The 20,735-nt window shown below is 72.8% G+C and carries 21 protein-coding genes; 11 read left to right on the plus strand and 10 right to left on the minus strand.

Annotation, left to right across the window (positions count from 1 at the left end; genetic code table 11):
- Positions 1 to 66: 66 nt before the first annotated feature.
- A complete protein-coding gene (locus tag E1300_RS08065) occupies positions 67 to 540 on the plus strand; it encodes a carboxymuconolactone decarboxylase family protein (protein ID WP_131756240.1) in 474 nt (157 codons plus the stop codon).
- A gap of 7 nt (positions 541 to 547) precedes the next feature.
- Here the strand turns inward: E1300_RS08065 and E1300_RS08070 are convergent, their stop codons facing one another.
- The 3 genes from E1300_RS08070 to E1300_RS08080 form a co-directional block, all read right to left on the minus strand.
- Complete coding sequence (locus E1300_RS08070; protein ID WP_131756241.1) at positions 548 to 1,099, minus strand: hypothetical protein; 552 nt, start codon at positions 1,097 to 1,099, stop codon at positions 548 to 550.
- A 33-nt stretch (positions 1,100 to 1,132) separates the two neighbouring features.
- Positions 1,133 to 2,362 (minus strand): epoxide hydrolase family protein, encoded by a 1,230-nt coding sequence (locus E1300_RS08075; RefSeq protein WP_131756242.1) that lies wholly within the window; start codon positions 2,360 to 2,362, stop codon positions 1,133 to 1,135.
- Positions 2,363 to 2,467: 105 nt separating this feature from the next.
- The gene (locus tag E1300_RS08080) at positions 2,468 to 2,749 is read right to left on the minus strand and encodes a hypothetical protein (RefSeq protein WP_131756243.1); all 282 of its coding nucleotides are present in this window, start codon (positions 2,747 to 2,749) and stop codon (positions 2,468 to 2,470) included.
- A 278-nt stretch (positions 2,750 to 3,027) separates the two neighbouring features.
- On the opposite strand from E1300_RS08080, the gene E1300_RS08085 reads away from it, so the two are divergent.
- From E1300_RS08085 to E1300_RS08095, 3 genes are all read left to right on the plus strand, one after another.
- Entirely contained in the window at positions 3,028 to 3,249 is a 222-nt protein-coding gene (locus tag E1300_RS08085) for a hypothetical protein (RefSeq protein WP_242619009.1), read from the plus strand.
- A 93-nt stretch (positions 3,250 to 3,342) separates the two neighbouring features.
- Positions 3,343 to 3,798 carry an ATP-binding protein gene (locus E1300_RS08090; protein ID WP_131756245.1) on the plus strand — a complete coding sequence of 152 codons (456 nt, stop codon included), beginning with the start codon at positions 3,343 to 3,345 and terminating at the stop codon, positions 3,796 to 3,798.
- A 99-nt stretch (positions 3,799 to 3,897) separates the two neighbouring features.
- Positions 3,898 to 4,239, plus strand: a complete 342-nt coding sequence (locus E1300_RS08095; RefSeq protein WP_131756246.1) for an STAS domain-containing protein — start codon at positions 3,898 to 3,900, stop codon at positions 4,237 to 4,239.
- A 230-nt stretch (positions 4,240 to 4,469) separates the two neighbouring features.
- On the opposite strand, the gene E1300_RS08100 is transcribed toward E1300_RS08095, so the two are convergent.
- Positions 4,470 to 4,943, minus strand: coding sequence for a MarR family transcriptional regulator (locus E1300_RS08100; RefSeq protein ID WP_131756247.1), 474 nt, complete (start codon positions 4,941 to 4,943; stop codon positions 4,470 to 4,472).
- Positions 4,944 to 5,041: 98 nt separating this feature from the next.
- Here E1300_RS08100 and E1300_RS08105 point away from each other — a divergent pair, with 98 nt between their 5' ends.
- The gene (locus E1300_RS08105) at positions 5,042 to 6,229 is read left to right on the plus strand and encodes a PP2C family protein-serine/threonine phosphatase (RefSeq protein ID WP_131756248.1); all 1,188 of its coding nucleotides are present in this window, start codon (positions 5,042 to 5,044) and stop codon (positions 6,227 to 6,229) included.
- Here E1300_RS08105 and E1300_RS08110 read toward each other — a convergent pair.
- The 3 genes from E1300_RS08110 to E1300_RS08120 are packed head-to-tail and all read right to left on the minus strand — an operon-like array spanning position 6,213 to position 9,557.
- Positions 6,213 to 6,650 carry a response regulator gene (locus E1300_RS08110; RefSeq protein WP_131756249.1) on the minus strand — a complete coding sequence of 146 codons (438 nt, stop codon included), beginning with the start codon at positions 6,648 to 6,650 and terminating at the stop codon, positions 6,213 to 6,215. The two genes, E1300_RS08105 and E1300_RS08110, sit on opposite strands and share 17 nt — an antisense overlap.
- The gene (locus tag E1300_RS08115; protein ID WP_207399556.1) at positions 6,643 to 8,358 is read right to left on the minus strand and encodes a sensor histidine kinase; all 1,716 of its coding nucleotides are present in this window, start codon (positions 8,356 to 8,358) and stop codon (positions 6,643 to 6,645) included. Before E1300_RS08115 ends, E1300_RS08110 begins: the two co-directional genes overlap by 8 nt.
- On the minus strand, positions 8,358 to 9,557 hold the full coding sequence (locus E1300_RS08120) for a PP2C family protein-serine/threonine phosphatase (protein ID WP_131756250.1): 1,200 nt from the start codon (positions 9,555 to 9,557) through the stop codon (positions 8,358 to 8,360). The genes E1300_RS08115 and E1300_RS08120 overlap by 1 nt, the downstream gene beginning before the upstream one ends.
- Before the next feature lie 275 nt (positions 9,558 to 9,832).
- Between E1300_RS08120 and E1300_RS08125 the strand changes: the two genes are divergently transcribed.
- From E1300_RS08125 to E1300_RS08135, 3 genes are all read left to right on the plus strand, one after another.
- Entirely contained in the window at positions 9,833 to 10,720 is an 888-nt protein-coding gene (locus tag E1300_RS08125) for an alpha/beta fold hydrolase (protein ID WP_131756251.1), read from the plus strand.
- A 98-nt stretch (positions 10,721 to 10,818) separates the two neighbouring features.
- Positions 10,819 to 11,439 (plus strand): RNA polymerase sigma factor, encoded by a 621-nt coding sequence (locus E1300_RS08130; protein WP_242619010.1) that lies wholly within the window; start codon positions 10,819 to 10,821, stop codon positions 11,437 to 11,439.
- On the plus strand, positions 11,436 to 12,599 hold the full coding sequence (locus E1300_RS08135; RefSeq protein WP_131756252.1) for a CU044_5270 family protein: 1,164 nt from the start codon (positions 11,436 to 11,438) through the stop codon (positions 12,597 to 12,599). Before E1300_RS08130 ends, E1300_RS08135 begins: the two co-directional genes overlap by 4 nt.
- 284 nt (positions 12,600 to 12,883) lie before the next feature.
- On the opposite strand, the gene E1300_RS08140 is transcribed toward E1300_RS08135, so the two are convergent.
- Positions 12,884 to 13,120, minus strand: a complete 237-nt coding sequence (locus tag E1300_RS08140) for a hypothetical protein (protein ID WP_242619011.1) — start codon at positions 13,118 to 13,120, stop codon at positions 12,884 to 12,886.
- Positions 13,121 to 13,606: 486 nt separating this feature from the next.
- On the minus strand, positions 13,607 to 15,073 hold the full coding sequence (locus E1300_RS08145; protein ID WP_165502733.1) for a pentapeptide repeat-containing protein: 1,467 nt from the start codon (positions 15,071 to 15,073) through the stop codon (positions 13,607 to 13,609).
- Positions 15,074 to 15,293: 220 nt separating this feature from the next.
- On the opposite strand from E1300_RS08145, the gene E1300_RS08150 reads away from it, so the two are divergent.
- The 3 genes from E1300_RS08150 (at position 15,294) to E1300_RS08160 (ending at position 19,004) form a co-directional block, all read left to right on the plus strand.
- Positions 15,294 to 15,854 (plus strand): hypothetical protein, encoded by a 561-nt coding sequence (locus E1300_RS08150; RefSeq protein WP_131756255.1) that lies wholly within the window; start codon positions 15,294 to 15,296, stop codon positions 15,852 to 15,854.
- A 122-nt stretch (positions 15,855 to 15,976) separates the two neighbouring features.
- The gene (locus E1300_RS08155) at positions 15,977 to 18,061 is read left to right on the plus strand and encodes an RNA degradosome polyphosphate kinase (protein ID WP_131756256.1); all 2,085 of its coding nucleotides are present in this window, start codon (positions 15,977 to 15,979) and stop codon (positions 18,059 to 18,061) included.
- Positions 18,054 to 19,004, plus strand: coding sequence for an NUDIX hydrolase (locus E1300_RS08160; RefSeq protein ID WP_131756257.1), 951 nt, complete (start codon positions 18,054 to 18,056; stop codon positions 19,002 to 19,004). The genes E1300_RS08155 and E1300_RS08160 overlap by 8 nt, the downstream gene beginning before the upstream one ends.
- Here the strand turns inward: E1300_RS08160 and E1300_RS08165 are convergent.
- Entirely contained in the window at positions 18,970 to 20,526 is a 1,557-nt protein-coding gene (locus E1300_RS08165) for a CYTH and CHAD domain-containing protein (protein WP_242619012.1), read from the minus strand. The two genes, E1300_RS08160 and E1300_RS08165, sit on opposite strands and share 35 nt — an antisense overlap.
- Positions 20,527 to 20,735 lie beyond the last annotated feature (209 nt).

Below are 20,735 nucleotides of genomic sequence, written 5' to 3' on the forward strand. Positions count from 1 at the left end.
CCTGTCACATCCCGCCGGGCCGTTTCGTCAGGGTGGTGACGCTCGACCCGAGACAGGGAGATCACCATGGAAGCTCGTTTCGACTACTACGGCACCGCCGGCGCGGCCCAGCTCATGAAGCACTTCCAGGCGGCGGGCAAGGTCGTGTCGGACTCGGCGCTGCCGATCGCGACGCAGCACCTGATGGAGATCCGCGCGAGCCAGATCAACGGCTGCGGCGTCTGCACCGACATGCACACCAAGGACGCCGCGCACGCGGGCGAGACGCAGGACCGCCTCAACCTGGTCGCGGCCTGGCGTGAGGCCACGGTCTTCACCGACGCCGAGCGGGCCGCGCTGGAACTCACCGAGGAGGGCACGCGCGTCGCCGACGGCGCCGGCGGCGTCAGCGACGAGGTGTGGGCGAACGCCGCCAAGCACTACGACGACGAGCAGCTCGCCGCCATGGTGTCCCTCATCGCCGTGATCAACGCCTGGAACCGCCTCAACCTGATCACCAGGCAGCCCGCCGGCGGGTACAAGCCCGGCCAGTGGGGCTGACCGACGCTCAGCCCCCGGCGGCCACGACCGTCGCCGCCAGCGCCGTCCGGTGATCCTTCGTCCAGGGCGGGCCGAGCGTCGCGCGCGGCCCGTGGAGGACGTCGTCCGCCCGTCCGGCCAGGATCCGGGCCGCTCGGCTCTCGACGTCCTTGGCCTCGTAGAGGTGGACGGCCCAGCCGCGGGCGCGGGCGGCCTCGGCCAGGACCTGGCGGTACATGACCGAGTCGGCCCGCGCCTCGTACGGCACCCGTCGCTGGACGGCGATGTCGTCCGGGAAGTCCGGCGGCCAGGACCGGAGCGAGATCGAGACGATCGGCTCGGGCAGGGCGGCGGCGAGCCCGTCCAGCGCGGCCGCGGTCGCCCGGGCCGCCGACGCCCGCACCCGGGCCACGAGGTCCGCGGCCGCCGCGTCGTCGAGGGGCTTGCCCTCGTGGTGGACGGGCGCCGTCGCCGTCCCGGGCTCGACCAGGTCGATGCGCCGGCGGTCCACGACGCGGTGGTCGGCCGAGGCGGTGACGGCCACGGCCCAGCCGAGGTGATGGGCTATCCCCACGCGCATGGTCCGAGTATGCCCCCGGCTCGGGGCCGTCGGTCAGCGGGAGCGGAAGGTGCGGCGGAGGTCGTCCACCCAGGCGCCGGGGACCTCCCAGGGGATGAAGTGGCCGCCGCGGTCGTGGGCGGTCAGGTTGACGTGGTTGTACCAGGCGGCGCGGTCGCTGGACAGCCAGTTCTCGACGCGCTCCTCGGTCGTGGCGACGCCGGGCGGGTTCTCGTAGCCGACGAACGTGATGCCGGTGGGGGCCTCGATGGCGGGACGGCGGTCGTGGGACGGCGTCCACGGGTAGCGGTTCGCGTTGGCGTAGTACCGGATCGAGGTGCCGATGGCGTTGTTCGCCCAGAAGATGGTGGCGTGGGTGAGCAGGTCGTCCTTGGAGAAGACGTTCTCCACGTCGCCCTGGTCGTCGCTCCAGGAGGACCAGCGTTGCAGGAGCCAGGCGAGCAGCCCGACCGGTGAGTCGCCGAGGCCGTAGGCGAGGGTGTGCGGTTCGAGAACGTGGACGGCCAGGTGGACGGCGAAGCGGCGCTCCCAGGCGACGATCTGCTCGTGTATCGGCCGGGGCAGGCCCTCCGGGATGGGGTTGCCGCCGCTGAGGTCCCAGCTCCGGTCGCCGTTGAAGAAGTCCAGCTTCAGGCCGGAGCCGACGTGGATGCCGAGCAGCTCGGAGGCGTACTTGTGGCCGAGCTGGCCGGTGACGAGGGCGCCGACGTCGCAGCCCGCGGCGGCGTACCTCGCGTGCCCGAGGACGCCGGTCATGAGCGCGTGCCAGAGGTCGGCGACCTTCCAGAAGTTCATGTCCGCCCGGTCCGGCGGCAGCGGGGTCGAGAACCCGAAGCCGGGCAGGGACGGCACGATGACGTCGAACGCGTCGGCGGGGTCGCCGCCGAAGGCCGCGGGGTCGGCGAGCGGGTCGACGACCTTGCTCCAGTGCCAGAAGGTCCACGGCCAGCCGTGCGTGAGGATGAGCGGCGTGGGCGCGGGCCCGGCGCCCGGCCTGCGCATTAAGTGCACCGGGACGCCCTGGACGTCCACCCGGTAGTGCTCGTAGGCGTTGATCGCGGTCTCGGCGGCGCGCCAGTCGTACTCGCCGAGCCAGTACTCGGCGAGTTCCTGGAGGTGGGAGCGGCGGACGCCGTAGAACCCGTCGTCGTCGGGGAGGGCGGGCCAGCGGGTGAGGCGCAAGCGTGCCCGCAGGTCGTCGAGGACGGCGTCCGGGACGTGGATCGGTGCTGGCTCCAGCGGGAAGCACGACGAGGCGGCCATGCCCCGCAATGTATCACTAGCTTAAATAAATTGCTTATGTAATACCGGGATGCGGGCCGGACGCCGTGGCGCGCCGACGCGGGGGCGCGCCACGGCGGGGTCCGGTCAGGCGTCGCTGTCGGCGGGCTCGATCAGGCCCATGGAGACGGGGAAGTCGGCGATGAAGCGGGCGGCCTCGGGCGTGGGCGCCTCGTCGGCCATCTCCGCGACGGTCGACAGGATCAGGTCGCGGTCGGCGTCGGAGTGGCCGTCCAGCGTGAAGGCGATGAGTTCGAGCTGGCGGACGGCGTCGTCCGCGTTGATCGCGTCATCGTCGGCGCTCTCGAAGAACCAGGCGAGGTCGACGATGAGCTTGATCAGGTCGCGGGTGAGTTCGGGGGAGGCCATGCCCCCATCCTTCCGGAAAGTCCGTCTGGAGCGCACGTTTCCGGAGCGAACCGCCCGGTTGCCCCCGGCGGGGACGACACGGACGGGACGCGGGCGGCGATCCGGGCGGAGTTCGCGTCCCGGAAAAGGCCGGGGAAAAGGGAAGCCGCTCGGCGCGCAATATGTGGCCTTCTGTGCCACATGTCGTCATGACATGCGGGCCGGATGGATTCCGCCTCCCCTTGTGCGGGCCGCTAGAATTCCGCGTTAATCGGCCGGACGGGGGGACGCGGATGGGAATGGACGAGGTCGTCAGGCAGTTGCGGTTGGCGATCCATGACGCCCAGGTCGCTTTCGACTGCATCGGCCTCGGCGCGGTGGAAAGGGCGCACGACGCCATGATCACCGCCAAGGCGGCGCTGGACGCGGCCGAGACCGTGCTGCACCACGATCTGGAGCGCTTTCCGCTCACCGAGCTGGCGGGCGAGGGCGCGAAGGTGATGGCCGCGATCGCCGATTAGCCGCCCCTCCCGGTCCGGGAACCGGGCGAGGTTGGAGTTTCCTCCGGGTGCCAGTGGGAAATCTGCCAGCGTGAGCAATGGAGACGGTGCCGCATGACGATCGTGCTGGAGATGACCCTGCCGCGCAGCGCCGAGAGCGCGCCCCTGGTGCGGCACGCGCTCGACGCCTCCCTGTGCGGGCTGGGCGTCACGTCCGACGTCCGCGCCGACATCGCGCTGGCGCTGGGCGAGGCGTGCGCGAACGTGATCAAGCATGCGGCGGCGGGCAGGGAGTACGAGGTCCGGGCCAGGGTGGAGGGGGAGCGCTGCGTCGTCGAGGTCATCGACGGCGGCGCGGGCGGCATCGAACCGTGGGACGCGGGGCCGACGTCCGGCAGGAGCCGGTCCGTGGCCGATTCCGCGGCGTGGGACGGCGGAGAGGCGCCCGTCACGGCCGAATCGGGGCGGGGGCTGCAATTGATGCGCGCGTTCACCGACGAGTTCCACGTCGCCGATCGCGTTTCCCGGAACGGCGCGATCGTCCATTTCGAGAGAATGCTGGCGAGCTGATCGGAAAAGCCGGGGCACGCCGTCCGGCCGGGTCGCTTCGGCGGCCCGCCGCGGTTCCGGTATCGTCCAGGAAGATCTCCACGCGGATCGGGAGCGGCCGTGGACTTCAGCGTGCACCAGCGCCGGTACGGCGACCATACGATCGTGGCCGTCGCGGGCGATATCGACGTCGAGACGAGCCCGCGGCTGCGCGAATTCCTCATCGGCCTCGTCGACGACGGCGCGCGCCATCTCGTGATCGACCTCGGCGGTGTCACCTTCCTGGACTCCACCGGGATCGGCGTCATGATCGGCGTCCTGCACCGGCTGCGGGCCGCCAACGGGACGATGTCGTGCGCGGGCGGCTCCACGGCCGTCCGCAGCGTGTTCCGGGTCACCCAGCTCACGCGGGTGTTCGCGCTGCACGACTCGCTCGACCAGGCACTGCTGCCCGCCCACTGATTCTGTCTTTTGGGCGGGAGCCCTGGAGGTCTGGGGGTCCACCCTCAGGAGTTGCGCTGTCCTTCGGGCGCGAGCCCTTGCGGACCGGCGGGCCGTCCCCGGCGCCAAGGCACCGCGTCGCCGAACCGGTCTCCCGCGAGGTCCGCGGACCGCTACCGTTGCGGTACGCCGGCGACGGCGCGGGCCGTTCGCCCCGATCGGCACCGGACGAGGGGCAGGCGAGAATGTGCTCAGGCGAGCATGGAGAACGAGCCGCCATCGGTCTCCGGCTTGGACGCCGCCTCGTGGAACTCCGCGAGGCCCCACAGCAGCGCGTCCCGCGCCGGGGCGGGCATCAGCTCCAGCACCAGCGCGAGCTCCTCGCGCCGCTGGACGCGGAGCCGGTGCAGCAGCGCCTCCCCGTCGGGCGACAGGCGCACCGACACCTCCCGGCGGTCCCGCCCGGGGTCGCGCAGCAGCAGCCCGGACGCCTCCAGGCGGTCGCAGAGCCGGCTCGCCGACGACACCAGCGCGCCCAGCTCGGCCGCGAGGCTGCTGATGTTGACCGCCCCGCGCTCCAGCACGAAGAGGGCGCGCAGCTGGGTGGACGGCACCGGCACGTCGGCGGCGTTGTGGGGGCGCGACCACACGTTCATGAGCGTCGACGCCGCGTCGTCCAGGATCGCCGCGGACTCCGCGGCTCCCTGACCCGGCGTGGCGACCATGCCCTCCACTGTTACACACCACGTCCCGGTCGGCATCTCATGGCCCGCGGCGGAACGGCGGCCGCGTGCGGGGGGCCGCGCGCCGGAACGGGGGCGTGATGCCCCGGTCACCGGGCGGAACCGGCCCGTTCCAGGCCCTTGAGCAGGCGATCTGGGCCGCGGAGCCGCACGAGCTCGTCGGCGCCGTCGCCGATCTGATCGGACGGCACGCGGGCGCGGCGGCGATCGAGATCTCGCTGATCGACTACCGGCACGCGGTGCTCGTCCCCGCGACGCCGGGCGGGCAGCCCGTCCGGCTCGACACGGACGCCGCCGGGCGGGCGTTCGCCGCCCAGCGGACGACCGAGGAGCCGGACGGGCGCCTCGGCGGGCGGCGCGTCCACCTCCCGCTGACCGTGCGGGGCGAGCGCCTCGGGATCCTGACCGCCCGGTTCCGGGAGGGCGACCCGCGACCGGCCTGGCTGGAGGCGGTCGTGGACGTGCTCGCCCGCGCGGTGAAGATCGCCGAGGGGGAGACGGACCTGTACCGGCGCATCCGGCGGCGGACGCGGCTGACGCTGGCCGCCGAGATGCAGTGGGACCTGCTGCCGCCGACCTCCTGCCGCACGGCGGCGTTCTCCCTCGCGGGGCAGCTCGAACCCGCGTACGCGGTGTGGGGCGACAACTTCGACTGGGCCGCGTCGGAGGAGTGCCTGACGCTGACCGTCAGCAACGGGATGGGCTCGGGCACGGAGGCGGCGGCGCTCACCCATCTCGCGATCAGCGCGCTGCGGAACGCGCGGCGGTCCGGCAGCGACATCGCCGAGCAGGCCGCCCTCGCCGACCAGGCCCTCTTCGCCCAGTACCGGGGCGAGCGGAACGTGCCGACGCTGCTGCTCGACTTCGAGCTGATCGGCGGCCGCGTCCGGGTGGTCGACGCGGGTTCGCCGCGGATCTACCGGCTGCGCGGCCACGTCACCGAGGCGATCGGCTTCGAGGCGCAGCTCCCGCTCGGCATGTTCGGCGACACCCTCTACGCCGTGGAGCACTTCACCGTCGAGCCGGGAGACCGCCTCGTCATCGTCAGCGACGGCGTCCACGCCGCCCGGTCGCCGGACGGCGAGGAGTTCGGTGCCGGGGCGCTGCTGAAGGCCCTGCGGGAGACGCGCCTCCAGGAGCCGCCGGAGGCCGTCCGGACGGTGATCAGGCAGTTCGTCGACCACCATGCCGGCGGTGAGGCCGCCGACGACGCGGTGATCGTCTGCCTCGACTGGTTCGGGAGCGGAACGGTCAGTTCGGGAGCTTGACCACCGACACGAAGAAGTCATCGATCTTGCGGACGACGGAGATGAACTGGTCGAAGTCCACCGGCTTGGTCACGTAGGCGTTCGCGTGCAGGTGGTAGCTGCGCAGGATGTCCTCGTCGGCCTCGGACGTGGTGAGCACGACCACCGGGATGCGGCGCAGGTCGGCGTCGTCCTTGATCTCCTCCAGCACCTCCCGGCCGTCCTTGCGGGGCAGGTTGAGGTCGAGCAGGATCAGGTCCGGCCGCGGCGCCCCCTCGTACCGGTCCTCGCGGCGCAGGAACGCCATCGCCTGCTCGCCGTCGTTGACCACGTGCAGGTTGTTCTGCACCTTGTTGTGCTCGAACGCCTCGGTGGTCAGCAGGACATCGCCCGGGTCGTCCTCCACGAGCAGCACTTCGATCGGGCGCGGTCCTTCATTCATTCGCTTCTCCGGCGGGAAGGGTCCAGTGGAACGTGGTGCCGGGGGTGTCCCGGTCCTCGGTGTCGAGCCAGATGCGGCCACCGTGGTACTCGACGATCTTCTTGCAGAGTGCCAGCCCGATGCCCGTCCCCGTGTACTGGTCGCGCTGGTGCAGCCGCTGGAAGATGAGGAAGATGCGGTCGGCGTAGCGGGGCTCGATGCCGATGCCGTTGTCGGCGCAGCGGAACTCCCACTCCCCGTCGGTGCGGTGGGCGTCGACCGTGACGCGCGGCGGCACGCCCTCGCGGCGGAACTTGATCGCGTTGCCGATCAGGTTCTGGAACAGCTGGGTGAACTGGGTGCGGTCGCCGGGCAGCGTGGGCAGCTCGCCGACGTCGACCTCCGCGCCGGTCTCCTCGATCAGCGCCGACAGGTTGTCGACCGCCTGCCGGGCGACCTCGTTCAGGTCGATCGCCTCCTCGAACCGGGAGATCCGGCCGACGCGGGAGAACCCGAGCAGGTCGTTGATGAGGGACTGCATGCGCTTCGCGCCGTCCACCGCGAACTCGATGTACTGCCGGCCGCGCTCGTCGAGCTGGTCCCCGTAGCGGCGTTCGAGCATCTGGCAGAAGCTCGCCACCTTGCGGAGCGGCTCCTGGAGGTCGTGGCTGGCGACGTAGGCGAACTGCTCCAGCTCGGCATTGGAGCGGCGCAGCTCCTCGGTCTGCTGGTTGAGCAGGGTGCGCGCCTCGGTGCTGACGCGCCACTCGTCCAGGATGCGGCGCCGCATCGCGTCGATGATGACGGACAGCTCGTGGATCTCGGCGGAGCCCGAGATGTCGAGGGGGTGGGCGAAGTCCCCGGCGGCGACCGCCCTGACCCGCTCGCTCAGCGACGACACCGGGTTGAGGACGGTCCGGCGTATCAGCAGGGCCAGCGCGATCGCGGCCAGCACCACCAGGCCGATCGTGACGGCCAGCGCCCACAGCACGGTGGTGGCGCGGGCGCGCAGCCGGTCGGCGACGTGCCCGTGCAGCGTCGTGAGGCTCTGCTGCAACGGCGTGATGTCGCCGCGGACCTGCGCGAACAGCCGGCGGGCCGCGGCGTCCTCGGCGGCGTCGAGGTCGCGCCCGCCCGGCTTCGCGGCGAGCGGGTCGGCGAAACCGGCCCGCCAGGCGGCGGCGCCGGCGGTGACGCGGTCCAGGCGCCGGACGACGTCGCCGCTGCGGGCGACGGGCCCGAGGAGCCGCCGCATGGCCGCCACGGCGTTCCGCTCCTCGGCGATGGCGGCCCGGTACTCGGCGAGGCTGCCGGCCCCGCCGCCCGCCGCGTACTCGCGGATCGCGGTGTCCTGGCGGCCGATCGCGGAGGAGAGCCGGAACTGCTGCAACGTGGCCGGGTCGACCCGGTTGATCAGCGTGTCGCGCGCCTCGTTGTTCCGGTGAACCGCCGCCCCCGTCAGCGCGATCGAGAGCAGCAGGACGAGCCCGAGGACGATCGAGCCCACCCGGTAGATCTGGACGAGCCGCAGCCGGCTCACCCCGCGGGCCTCGGGAACCTCCGAGGACGGCAGCACGACCGGCGGGCCGGCGAGGTCAGGCCCCGCGGCCCCGTCCGTCCCGGTTCCGTCCGTCCCGGCCTCGTCCGCGTCCTTGCCGGCGGTGTCCTTCCCGGACGGCTCGTCCGGTTCCTCGGCGGTCTCGCGCCCGGTCGTCGCGGGTCCCGTCATCAGGCCTCCCCCCGTCCCAGCATCAGGATCGCCAGGTCGTCGGACAGAACGTCGCCGTTCAGCCGCTCGGCCTCGGCGACCAGCCCGTCCACCAGCGTGTCGCCCCGCTCGCCGCGGGCGTGCGCGGCACGCGCGAGCTCCAGCAGCCCTTCGAGGTCGAGCCGCTCGCCGCTCTCGCCGACGCAGCCCTCGATGAGCCCGTCGGTGTAGAGCATCAGCGCCCAGTCGTCGCCGAGGTCGAGGTCGACGCCCGGCCACTGCCCGCCGGGAAACAGCCCGAGCGCGGGCCCGTGCGGCTCCTCCGGCGCGGGCCGCACGCCGTCCGGGCGGAACACGAGCGGCGCCGGATGGCCCGCGCGGTGCAGCCGGGCGCTCCTGCGGTCGGGCGCGATCGTGAACATGCACAGTGTGGTGAAGATCTCCTCGGCCCAGCGCTCGTGCTGCAGGACCGTGTCGAGCGTCTCCATCAGCCGCTGCCCGGTGTGCCCGGCGAGGACGAGCGTGCGCCACGCCATGCGCAGCCGCACCCCGAGGGACGCCTCGTCCGCGCCGTGCCCGCTGACATCGCCGATCACCATGTGGACGGTGCCGTCGGACGTCTCGACCGTGTCGTGGAAGTCGCCGCCGAGCAGGGCCCGGGCGCGGCCCGGCCGGTACCGGGCGCAGTGCCGCAGGACCGCGTCGTTCAGGATCGGGACGGGCAGCAGGCCGCGCTCCAGCCGGGCGTTCTCGCGGCTGAGCGCCCGCGCCTCGACGAGCTGCCGCTCGGACTCGTCGGCCCGCTTGCGCTCGATCGCGTAGCTGATGGCGCGGGTGAGCAGGGCGCCGTCGACGTCCTGCTTGACGAGGTAGTCCTGCGCGCCCGCGGCGACGGCCGCGACGCCGACATGGGCGTCGGCGAGGCCGGTCAGCACGAGCACGGCGGTGTCGGGCGCGTGGGTGAGCACCTGCCGCAGCGCGTCGAGGCCCTCGGCGTCCGGCAGTGACAGGTCGACGATGACGCACTGGACGTCGGACCGGAGGGCCTCCAGCGCCTCGGCGAGCGTGCGCGCGACGGTGATCTGGATGTCCGGCTGCACCTCGGTGAGCAGTTCCTCGAACAGGAACGCGTCTCCGGGATCGTCCTCGACGAGGAGCAGGTGCGGCGAGCCGGCCACACCCAGGAGTCGCTCGGCGCCGCGACTGTGGATCGCGGTCATTACTCTCAGCTCCTTCGCCCGGCGGGGACCGTGCAGGTGACGGGCGCTCTCTTGCCGTCAAGCAAATATAGGGCAGACAAGGGGCTGCGCGGGGGGCGCGTCCGGCGCGCCGGGCCCCTCCGGAGCCCGCCCGAGCGCCCCGGCGGGGCGGATTGGACCACGCCGGCGTCGCTCTACGTAGTCGCCAGAGGATACTAATGCATAAGTACCTGATTGACACATTAGGAGAGAATCGGTTAGGACTAACAGGTCATACGACGAGAGAGGCATTAGGCATGTCGTTCCCCCCGATCGCCCGCACCCTCCACCGCCACATCGACGTGGACGGCGTGCGCGTCTTCTACCGCGAGTCCGTGCCTGAGACCGCCGACGCGCCCGTGCTGCTCCTCCTGCACGGCTTCCCGTCCGCCTCGCACCAGTTCCGCCGCCTCATCGACGCGCTCGGCGCCCGCTACCGGCTGATCGCCCCGGACTATCCGGGATTCGGGCACAGCGACGTCCCGGAGCCCGCGTCCACGGGCGGCACGTTCGCCTACACCTTCGACGGGCTCGCCGACATCGTCGAAGGGTTCGTCGAACGCCTCCGCCTCGACCGGTTCGCGATGTACGTCTTCGACTTCGGCGCGCCCGTCGGGTTCCGGCTCGCGCAGCGGCACCCCGGGCGGATCACCGGGCTCGTCGTCCAGAACGGCAACGCCTACGAGGAGGGCCTGTCGCCGATGGCGCGCGACCTCGTCGCCCTGCGCCCCGAGGACGAGGGCGCCGAGCAGCGGATCCGCGACCTGCTGACCCTGCCGTCCACGCGCGGGCAGTATGAGGGCGGGACCGGCGATCCCGAGCTCGTCGCCCCCGACGGCTGGACCCTCGACCAGCACTTCCTCGACCTCCCCGGCCGCACGCGCCCGCAGATCGACCTCATCTTCGACTACCGCTCGAACGTCGAGCGCTATCCGGCCTGGCAGGCGTGGCTGCGCGAGCACACCCCGCCCGCCCTCATCGTCTGGGGCCGCAACGACATGTTCTTCCCCGAGCCGGGCGCCCGCGCGTACCTGCGCGACCTCCCGGACGCCGAGCTGCACCTGTTCGACACCGGCCACTTCGCGCTGGAGGAGCGGCTCCCGGAGATCGCCCCCCTGATCGCCGGCTTCCTGGACAGACTCTGATCCCACACCTTGAAATGTCGCGCGATCCGCCGGTAACGATGGACCGTCCCGCGCCACTTCCCCATGACGGACACACCGGACGGACGGGAGGGCGGGCGTTGGGAGACGAGGCCTCCGACGAAGAGCGCTTCACCGCGATGTACGACGGCTGCCGGCAGCGCGTGTGGGCGTACGCGGTCAGCCGCGCGGGCCGGCACGTCGCGGACGACGTGGTGAGCGAGACCTTCGCGGTCGCGTGGCGCCGCCTCCGCGAGGTGCCCGACCCGGCGCTGCCGTGGCTGCTCGGCGTGGCGCGGAACGTCCTGCGCGACGGCCACCGCGCCGAGGTGCGGCGCGAGTCGTTCGCGGCGGAGCTGCGCCGCTGGGCGCCGCGGCCCACCGGGGACATCGCCGAGGACGTCGCGGAGCGGCTCGCCGTGCTCCGCGCCATGGCCGCGCTGCCGGAGGACGACCGGGAGATCCTCGTCCTCGTCGCCTGGCAGGGGCTCGCGCCGCGCGAGGCCGCCCGCGTCGTCGGCTGCTCGGCCGCCGCGCTGCGCGTCCGGCTGCACCGGGCCCGCCGCCGGCTCGTCCGGGCCGTGGAGGCGCTGCCCCCGGACGCGTCCGGCACGGGAACGCCGGCGGGACCCCCGGCCGGGACCCGGCGGCCCGGCGACGGCGGTGCCCTGCGGCGGGCCGGACGTCCGCAGATGGGGATCATCAGTGAGGAGAGATCATGAGTGACGTGCTGCGGACGCTCCGGGAGGCCCGCCCCGCCGAACTGGACCCCGCCGCCCCGATCGACGAGGGCGTGCGCCGGACGGAACTGGCCCGCGCGATGGCGACCCCTCCCGCGAGCGGCAGCGCCCGACCGAGATCGCGGCGCCTGCCGATGTGGGGCGCCGGACTCGCCGGTGCCGCCGCGGCCGCCGCCCTGGTCGTGACGAACCTGCCCCACGGCGCGACGACGCCGGACGCCCGCCGCCAGGCGCCCAGCCCGACCCGGACACTGGACGCGCGGACCGTCCTGCTCGCCGCCGCGGAGAAGGCCGACGGACAGACCGAGGCCACCGCCGCGTACTGGCACCGCACGGCCGTCTCGTCCGGCTACTTCCAGACCGGCCCGGCGGGAGCCCGCTACACCGTGGTCGTCCGGCAGAAGGACGAGACCTGGACGCCCGCGAAGCCCGGCGCGAAGGCGGTGAGCCGCCAGCAGAAGCTCGGAGCAAGGCCCGCCGCACCGGCGGACGAGGCGGCATGGCGCCGCGCGGGGTCGCCCACCACGTTCAAGCTGGAGGTGCCCGTCATCTCCAGGGCCGGGGGCACACTGAACGGGGGCAGAGCGCTCAAGCCCATGGAGGCGACCACGGCGCCCGGGCCCGTCCGAACGAGCAGCAGCCCGCTCGTGGACGGCGACAAGGTCTTCTGGCTCGGCCGGAACGTCACGATGAAGGACCTGCGCGCGCTGCCGTCCGACCCGGCGAAGCTGAAGGCCGCGCTGCTGCGCTGGTACGGGGGCCACGACACCGAGTCGACCAGCGTCGCGATGGGCTCGGACCAGTGGCTCTTCCAGGTCGCCCGGGGCCTCGTGACGACCATGCCGGTGCGGCCCGAGGTGCGGGCGGGGGCCTTCCGGATGCTCGCCGGCCTGGACAGCGTACGAGGCATCGGCCGGATCAGGGACGCGCAGGGCCGCGCCGGCGACGCCATCGCGGTCAACGAGAAGACGCGCGTCGGAGTGCTCCGGCACCAGCTGATCATCGACCCGTCCACCGGCGACGCCCTGGCCGACGAGACGGTGCTGGCCAAGCCCATCACCGGCGACGCCCGCCCGCCCGGCTTCATGATCGCCTCCGAAGCCGTCACGGCCACCGAATGGACCCCCACGGCCCCCCACTGACGACCACCGAGCCGACCCAGAGGGAGCCCGAAAGAGATCCAGCGGGAGAGATGCAAGTGAAGGGGCGGTGCCATGGCTCCCCGAGCCGGGTGCCGCCCCGCGGCATGCGGACGCGCGATCAGCAAAAGCCGTCCCGCTCGCGCGTGTTCGCTAGGGGAGACCCGGGCGGCGTCTCAGGGGGTGCGGGGACGTGTGATCAGCGAATGCCGTCTCGCTTGTGCGGGTTCATGATCAGAAGACGCGGCGGCGGGGCGTCGCGGAGGGGGGTCGTGATCGGGGTGTGATCAGGCGCTTTTCGGGGTCTGGCGGGCGGCTTTCTGGGCGGCCTTGCGCTGCGCCGCGGCCGCTCGGGCGCGGTTCAGGCTTTCCCTGACCCGGGCGGCGCCGCGCATTGCGGTGGTGGTGTCCTTGACGCGCCCGGCGTAAACCGCGAGGACCTCGGCGACCGGCGGCGGGGTCCATTCCTCCTTGAGGAGGACGACGGGCGGCGCCGGCCCCGCGGCGGCGGCGTTGGCGGGCACGGGGACGAGCGCGAGATGGGATTGGCAGTGTGGGCACTGCACTCCCGGATGGGTGTCTCTGCTCATACAAAGAATGATTACCCAAAGGTCTGACAAAACCGAGACCCCGCCGCGAAAAGGGCCGTGACTAGGGCCGGAGCGGGCAATCGAGATCGTCCCGGCGCCGTGCGAGGGCGCGGCCGAGCGCCATGCGGGCGAAAACGATCGTTCGAACATAGGGCCGGTGCCGCTCGAACGTCCGCCCCATCGAAGGCCCGCCGCCCCCGCTGCGGGCCCTCGGACATGAGGTCTCGCCCACCCGGCTGCACGCCCCATCCGCAGACGTCCGCTCGGAGCTGCGTGGACGTCACGCGACCATCGGTACAGCCTCGTAGGCGCTGACCAGCGGATATGGGCCCGCTGAGCAGCGCCGAGGCCCTGCGAGAAGCGAGTGGGGACTGTCGGCGATGCGGGTCAGGTTTCGCCAAGAGGGGACGGAGGGCGGGGTCAGGTGTGGCGGGTTGCGGTGGTGGGGCGGTGGCCGCGGGAGTGGGCCGCGGAGCGGTGGTGGTCGCCGTGCCGGGCGAGGGTCACGCCGCCGCAGACGAGTGCGGCGATGACGGCGAGCCAGACCAGGGCGCGGGACGCTCGGAGCCCGTATCCGCTGGTGAGCCAGAGCAGGTGCAGGGCGAGGCGGTGCCAGGGGCCGGGCGCGCTGTGGCGGCGGATCTCCAGGGCGCCGTAGCGGAAGTCGCGGGCGAGGCGGCCGCGGCCCGAGTCGGCGGTGGCGCGTGCGAGCGCGAGGTAGAGGGCGTCCAGCCGGTCGCCGTCGTGGACGGTTCGCCGGTCGAGGTCCTCGGCGAGGACGGCGCGGCCGCGGCGGCCCGGCCATGGCCGCCGCCGCCCGCGGTGCCGGGCGGGCACGGTCGCGAACGGGCAGTCCCCGGACAGGCGCAGCAGGTCGGGGCGTGCGAGCCCGAGGAAGCCGCAGGTCCTGAGGTCGACGTCGGACAGGTGGAAGCCCGTCGCGGTGACCTCGCGCAGGGACAGGAGCCGCGCGGTGGCGGGGCCGGTCCACGCGGGCTCGGCCAGGCCGTGGATCGGCTGGGGCAGGGAGCGGACGTGGAGCGTCCCGTCGAAGGCGGCGCCCTCCAGGTCGACGTCGGCGTACCGGAGCCGGATGTCGGCGCCGCCGTGCACCGTCATGGCGCGGGCGGTGACGCGCCGGGCCGTCGCGTGCAGCCGCAGGCAGCCGTGGGCGGCGGCGTCGGTGAGCGCGACGGTCCCGCCGGCCACGAGCGGGCCGAGCCAGAGGCCGCGGCGGAACCGCGCCCGCTCGAACCGGGCGTGCCGGGTCACGTGGACCCGCCGGAACGAGAGGGCGGCGCCGAAGCAGGCGCCCTGCATGGCCGCGTCCCTGCCGAAACTCGCCCGGTCGAAGCAGGCCGCGCCGATGAACACCGCGCGCCGGAACGAGGCGTCGGCGTGCCAGCCGGCCTCTCCGAAGACGGCGTCGCTGGCGAAGACCGCCTCCTCGAAGGAGGCGTGCCGGTGGAACCGCGCGCCGTGGAAGGAGGCGTTGCCGCCGAAGCGGGCGCCGCGGAACGACACGTTGCCGAAGAACCGCGCGTCGTAGAACGAGGCGCCGCCGAGGAAGCAGGCGCCGTCGAACGAGCTGTCGCCCTCGACGCAGGCGCCGCGGAGCGCGGCGTGCGCGGGGAGGATCGCCCCGTCGAAGCGGGTCCGGCCGAGGTGGGGGCGGCCGTCGGGGCCGGTCAGCGCGTCCAGGAGCGCGTCCAGCAGCCACGCCGGGACGGTGACGCCGCGCAGGTCCAGGTCGTCGCCTGGACGGAGCCCGCCCACGAACCGGTCGACCTCGGCGGGTCGCAGGTGGGCGGGGCAGCTCCCGAAGCCGCCGACGGCCCGGCCCGTGCATCCGTGGACGGTGGAGCAGCGCGGCCACAGCACCGTCATGCCAGGCGGCTGGGAAGGTTCGTGAGGGGTCACGGTTCTCGTTCTACCCACGACTCTGCGCACCGTGTAGCTCCCTTGGCGGACAGGTCGATACTCCCAGACGGTCACCCTGCGCATGGACGTGGCCACAGAGGGACAAGAGGGACCTCGTGCCTTTCCTTCCTGCCCGTCCGCATCTCACGTCGCGCGACCGCGTCCGAGGCGTCTTACTGTGAGCGATATGGGGGTGCGGAGCCGGTGGATCGCGGACGTGGAGGCGCATCCGGGTGAGGCCCCGGACCTCGCGCGGGCCGTCCTCGGCCGTCTGGTGGACGCGGAGATTGTCGTCCCGGAGCGGTCCGACTGCGTCCTCGGCGACGTTCCCGGCGGGTACGCGCCGGGACCGTCCTGGAAGGCGGCCGTAACCGGCGAACTGGGCGGTTTCCCGGACGTCTGGCCGAACGGGTTGGAGATCGACGTCGGGCGGAGCGCCTTCTACGGCCCCCTCGGCGGCGCGTCCAGCGGGCCGGATCGGGTGACGTGCCCCGAATGCGGCGCGTGGCTGCCGTTCGAGACCGTCTTCGCCGAGGTGGAGGAGTGGCTGGAGGGCGGTCCGGGCTCGCTGGTCTGCGCGCGCTGCGGGACGCGGACGGGCTTCAACGGGTGGCGGTGGCCGGTACCGTGCGCGTTCGCGGAGCTGGGCCTGCGGTTCTGGAACTGGCCGAGGCTCGCGGACGCGTTCGTCGCGGACCTGCGGCACGTGCTCGGGCACCGCGTGGTCGCGGGCGCGGACGCGCACTGAGCGGCGGGCGCGCGCGACGCCGAATGATCAGGGAGAATCGGGGGCATGATCGGCCATGTCCGAAACATCGGAGCGCGGGCCGCGTTCTACTTCCGTTCACCTTCATCAGGGAAAATAGGGACATGACCGTCAATCCAGGACATCTCCCCCAGCAGAACGAGGCGCTGCCCGACGACCGCTTCCTCGACCGCGAGGAGAGCTGGCTCAGATTCAACCAGCGCGTCCTGGAGCTCGCGGAGGACCCCAACCTGCCGCTGCTCGAACGCGTCCGCTTCCTGTCGATCTTCTCCAGCAACCTGGACGAGTTCTTCATGGTCCGCGTCGCCGGGCTCGCCCGCCGCATGGCCACCGGCCTCGCCGTCCAGTCCGCGAGCGGCCGGCAGCCCCGCGAGGTGCTGGAGCGCACCGCCGAGGTCGCGCACCAGCTGATGCTCCGGCACGCCGACGCGTTCCGCAAGGAGATCCGGCCCGCCCTCGGCAAGGAGGGCATCGAGATCCTGCGCTGGGACGAGCTCGCCGAGACCGAGCAGGAGCGGCTGCGGCGCCTGTTCCGCGACCGGATCTACCCCGTCCTCACCCCGCTCGTCGTCGACTCCGCGCACCCGTTCCCCTACATCTCCGGCCTGTCGCTGAACCTCGCCGTGATCGTCCGCGACCCGGAGACCGAGGCGACGATGTTCGCCCGCGTCAAGGTCCCGCCGCTGCTGCCGCGCTTCATCGAGGCGTCCGCCGACCGGTTCACGCCGCTGGAGGACGTCATCGCCGCGCACCTCGGCCAGCTCTTCGTCGGGATGGAGGTCGTCGAGCACCACGCGTTCCGCGTCACCCGCAACCAGGACCTGGAGATCGACGACGACATCAGCGAGGGCCTGCTCCAGGCTTTGGAGCGCGAGCTGCTGCGCCGCCGGTTCGGGCCCGTCGTCCGGCTGGAGGTCGAGGAGTCGATCTCCGAGAGCGTCCTGGAGCTGCTCACGTCCGAGCTGGGCGTGGACGAGAGCCAGATCTACCGCGTCGTCGGGCCCCTCGACCTCGGCGGCCTCTCCGCCATCGCCGACCTGGACCGCCCGGAGCTCAAGTACCCCCCTTTCGTGCCCTCCAAGGAGGCGCTGCCGGCGGATGCGAGCATCTTCGGGGCGATCCGTGAGCGGGACGTGCTCGTCCACCACCCCTACGACTCGTTCACCACGACCGTCCAGCGCCTGATCGAGGACGCCGCCGCCGACAAGCGCGTCCTGGCGATCAAGCAGACCCTCTACCGGACGAGCGGCGACTCCCCGATCGTGGACGCGCTGATGAACGCCGCCGAGGCCGGAAAGCAGGTCGTGGTCGTCGTCGAGCTCAAGGCCCGCTTCGACGAGCGCGCCAACATCGCCTGGGCGCGCAAGCTGGAGACCGCCGGCTGCCACGTCGTCTACGGCTTCGTCGGCCTGAAGACGCACTGCAAGCTCGCGCTGATCGTCCGGCAGGACGCCGACGGCATCCTGCGCCGCTACTGCCACATCGGCACCGGCAACTACCACCCGAAGACCGCGCGCCTCTACGAGGACTTCGGCCTGCTCACCGCCGACCCCGAGGTCGGCGAGGACGTCAGCGCCCTGTTCAACCACCTCACCGGCTACTCCCGGCAGAGCACCTACAACCGGCTCCTCGTCGCGCCGCACAGCCTGCGGCCCGGCCTCGTCAAGCGCATCGAGCACGAGATCGAGAACCACCGCGCGGGGCATCCCGCCTGCATCCGCATCAAGTGCAACTCCCTCGTCGACGAGGTCGTCATCGACGCCCTGTACCGGGCGTCCCGCGCGGGCGTCCCGGTGGACGTGTGGGTCCGCGGCATCTGCGCGCTGCGTCCCGGCGTGCCCGGACTGTCCGAGACGATCCGCGTCCGCAGCGTCCTCGGCCGGTTCCTGGAGCACTCCCGCGTGTACGCGTTCGAGAACGGCGGCGAACCCGAGGTGTGGATCGGCAGCGCCGACATGATGCACCGCAACCTCGACCGCCGCGTCGAGGCCCTCGTCACCGTCACCGACCGGGCCCGGCGCGACGAGCTGCTCACCCTCCTCGACCTCGCCATGGACGACGGGACCGACGCGTGGCACCTCGCCGGCGACGGCACCTGGACGCGGGCCGAGGCGCCACCGGGGTCGACGCTGCTCGACATCCAGTCGCACCTCGTCCGGAGCCGCCGCTGGAGGACCGTCGATGCCTAACTCCGACGGGACCGGCCAGGCGTCCGCGAAGGGGACGGACGTCGTACGGGCCGCCGGAGCGGTCCTCTGGCGGGAGGGATCCGCGGGAACCGAGGTGGCGCTCGTCCACCGCCCCCGCTACGACGACTGGTCGTTCCCTAAGGGCAAGCTGGACAAGGGCGAGCACGTGTTGCGCGCCGCCGTCCGCGAGATCGAGGAGGAGACGGGCCTCGTCCCCCGCCTCGGCCGCCGCCTGCCCACCACGACCTATCCGGTCGAGGGCCGGACCAAGCAGGTCGACTACTGGGTCGCCCGCGCCGTGACGCAGAGCGCGTTCACCCCGAACGACGAGGTCGACCGGCTCGACTGGCTCCCGCCCGCCGAGGCCGAGCGCAGGCTCAGCTACCGGCACGACGTCGACCTGCTCCGCGAGTTCCTCCGTGGCGCCCCCCGCACCTGGCCGCTGATCATCCTGCGGCACGCGTGCGCCGGCGAGAAGCGGCAGTGGCGCGAGCCCGACGAGCTGCGCCCCCTCGACGCCCGCGGCCGCGCCGAGGCCGGCTGCCTGTCCGGGCTCCTGCACGCCTTCGGCCCGGCCCGGCCGGTCAGCTCCGCCACCGCCCGCTGCCTGGAGACCGTGCTGCCCTACGCGCGGCGCGTCCGGGAGCCGATCTCCACCGACCCGGCGTTCACCGTCGGCGAGACCGGCGCCGACCAGGCCGTGAACCGCCTACGCGAGCTGGTGGAGGACGGCCGCCCGACCCTCCTGTGCACCCACGGCGAGATCGTCTCCGACCTCGTCACCGGCCTCTGCAAGGACCTCGGCGAGAAGGTCCCGGACGAGCCGAGCCTCCGCAAGGCCGAGTTCTGGGTCGCGCACATCGACCCCTCCGGCCCCTCGATCGCCGCCCTCGAACGGCACGCGCCGCTCAAAAAGACGGTCCGAGAGTCTGTGACCACGTGACGTCCAGCCGGTCCCGCGCCGCCTCCGCCTCGCAGCGCTCCGTCCCGTAGAGCACGCCCAGCGCGAACGCGTCCTCGACCGACCGGGCCCGCGCGCCGGCCGCCTGGAGGTGCTCCATGGCGATCACCCCGTCCTGGTGGTCGCCGAGCACCTCCTGGATCCGCTTGGCGTCCTTCGCGACCCGCTTCGCGCCCGTCCCCAGCAGCGGAACCGCCAGCTCCGCCGCGTACCGAGCGCGCTTCGCGGCCTTCCGGGCGTCGTGCCGCGCGATGTCGGCGTCCTCGGCCACCGCGATCGCCTTGTACGCCTTCCGCAGCCGGTCCCACGCCTGCGTCACGAACTCCGGAAGCTCCTTGCGCGCCTTCTTCGCCGCCGCGCTCGTCAGCGGCGGCTCCGCGACCAGGCCCTCCAGCGCGTCCAGCAGCGCGAAGTACCGCGGCTCCTTCAGAGCCGCGTTCAGCCGCCGGTACGCGCCCCGCTCCTGCCGCGCCAGATCCTCCATCCACGCGCCCGCGGCCCCGTCCAGGCGCCCCTCGAAGCGCATACGCAGCACCTCCAGGTCGCGGACCTCGCCCAGAACGTCCGCGAGCCACTTGAGCTCCTCGCTCAGCCCGCGGTCCACATCGAGGACGGACTTGTAGCTCTTCAACGTGCTGCGCGTCCGCCGCACGGCCACCCGCATCCGATGCACGGCGTCGTGCTCGCCCAGCCGCGCCTTCGGGTCGTACTCCAAGAGGGCCTCCACCTGCGCCGCCAGGTACGCCGTCACGGTCTCGCCCGTCGTCACCACGGGCGCCTTCCCGTTGGACGTCGCCGCCACGATCCGCGCCCGCGCCGCCTTCCGCGCCGCCGCCGCCTCCGACGGCACGATCGCCCCGTCCAGCAGCCGCCCGAGCTTCGACGACGACTTCGCCCGCCGCGCCCCCGCCTTCCGCAGCCGCTTCCCGACCGCCTTCAGCAGCTCGGGCGTCCCCTCGCCGAGCTCGACCTCCACCTCGCGCCACCGCACGCCGGGCGCGGGCTCGTCCGCGACCGGCACCGCCCCGTTCGCCACGATCTCCGGCGCCCCCACGGCACCCCGGACGTCCCGTCCCGTCACCAGGTCGTCCGCGACCTCCGCGAGCATCGCCCCGTTCCCGTCCAGCAGCCGCACCACCGTCCGCCGCGTCTCCAGCGTCGCCACCGGCAGCAGCTCCTCACCCCGCGTGTACGCCGCCACCAGCGCCGCCAGCCGCGCCGGCACGATCCGCGGCCGCCCGAGCGGCGCCCGCGTCTCCTGCTTGCTGTCCGGCCCGACCGGCATCTTCAGGTGCCAGCCCGCGTCCGTGCCGCCCCGCCTGCGCCGCAACGTGATCCCGTGCGCGGCGAGCCGCAGGTCGGCGGTGTCGAAATAGCTCGCGTACAGCTCGTGGACCGCGGGCTCCCCGACCGCGGTCACGCCCGGCAGCCCGTCCAGATCCGGCAGCTCGAAGTCGGCGGCGGCGTCGTACTTGTGCTCGATCTCCAGATGCTTCACGGGCACGATCTACTCCTCAGGCGACGGGGTCGGACGGCGGTGGGGGCACACCCAGGTGGCCAGCATTCCACGGCAAGGTGAACAACCACAGAACGTCCGAAGGCAGGGAATAGAGCCATCTAAACCGCAAAACCGCACGTCATGCCACCAAGCGCGACACTCCCACCCTCCCCCGAACCACTGACCACCCCCAACCCCACCAGCAGTGACGTACA

Source organism: Actinomadura fibrosa, from assembly GCF_900659615.1.
GTDB lineage: Bacteria > Actinomycetota > Actinomycetes > Streptosporangiales > Streptosporangiaceae > Spirillospora > Spirillospora fibrosa.

Excerpts from the sequence above, each read along its gene's own strand:
- E1300_RS08065 (WP_131756240.1), top strand. The coding sequence starts at position 67 with ATGGAAGCTCGTTTCGACTACTACGGCACCGCCGGCGCGGCCCAGCTC.
- E1300_RS08070 (WP_131756241.1), bottom strand. The coding sequence starts at position 1,099 with ATGCGCGTGGGGATAGCCCATCACCTCGGCTGGGCCGTGGCCGTCACC.
- E1300_RS08075 (WP_131756242.1), bottom strand. The coding sequence starts at position 2,362 with ATGGCCGCCTCGTCGTGCTTCCCGCTGGAGCCAGCACCGATCCACGTC.
- E1300_RS08080 (WP_131756243.1), bottom strand. The coding sequence starts at position 2,749 with ATGGCCTCCCCCGAACTCACCCGCGACCTGATCAAGCTCATCGTCGAC.
- E1300_RS08085 (WP_242619009.1), top strand. The coding sequence starts at position 3,028 with ATGGACGAGGTCGTCAGGCAGTTGCGGTTGGCGATCCATGACGCCCAG.
- E1300_RS08090 (WP_131756245.1), top strand. The coding sequence starts at position 3,343 with ATGACGATCGTGCTGGAGATGACCCTGCCGCGCAGCGCCGAGAGCGCG.
- E1300_RS08100 (WP_131756247.1), bottom strand. The coding sequence starts at position 4,943 with ATGGTCGCCACGCCGGGTCAGGGAGCCGCGGAGTCCGCGGCGATCCTG.
- E1300_RS08105 (WP_131756248.1), top strand. The coding sequence starts at position 5,042 with ATGCCCCGGTCACCGGGCGGAACCGGCCCGTTCCAGGCCCTTGAGCAG.
- E1300_RS08110 (WP_131756249.1), bottom strand. The coding sequence starts at position 6,650 with ATGAATGAAGGACCGCGCCCGATCGAAGTGCTGCTCGTGGAGGACGAC.
- E1300_RS08115 (WP_207399556.1), bottom strand. The coding sequence starts at position 8,358 with ATGACGGGACCCGCGACGACCGGGCGCGAGACCGCCGAGGAACCGGAC.
- E1300_RS08120 (WP_131756250.1), bottom strand. The coding sequence starts at position 9,557 with ATGACCGCGATCCACAGTCGCGGCGCCGAGCGACTCCTGGGTGTGGCC.
- E1300_RS08125 (WP_131756251.1), top strand. The coding sequence starts at position 9,833 with ATGTCGTTCCCCCCGATCGCCCGCACCCTCCACCGCCACATCGACGTG.
- E1300_RS08135 (WP_131756252.1), top strand. The coding sequence starts at position 11,436 with ATGAGTGACGTGCTGCGGACGCTCCGGGAGGCCCGCCCCGCCGAACTG.
- E1300_RS08145 (WP_165502733.1), bottom strand. The coding sequence starts at position 15,073 with ATGACGGTGCTGTGGCCGCGCTGCTCCACCGTCCACGGATGCACGGGC.
- E1300_RS08150 (WP_131756255.1), top strand. The coding sequence starts at position 15,294 with ATGGGGGTGCGGAGCCGGTGGATCGCGGACGTGGAGGCGCATCCGGGT.
- E1300_RS08155 (WP_131756256.1), top strand. The coding sequence starts at position 15,977 with ATGACCGTCAATCCAGGACATCTCCCCCAGCAGAACGAGGCGCTGCCC.
- E1300_RS08160 (WP_131756257.1), top strand. The coding sequence starts at position 18,054 with ATGCCTAACTCCGACGGGACCGGCCAGGCGTCCGCGAAGGGGACGGAC.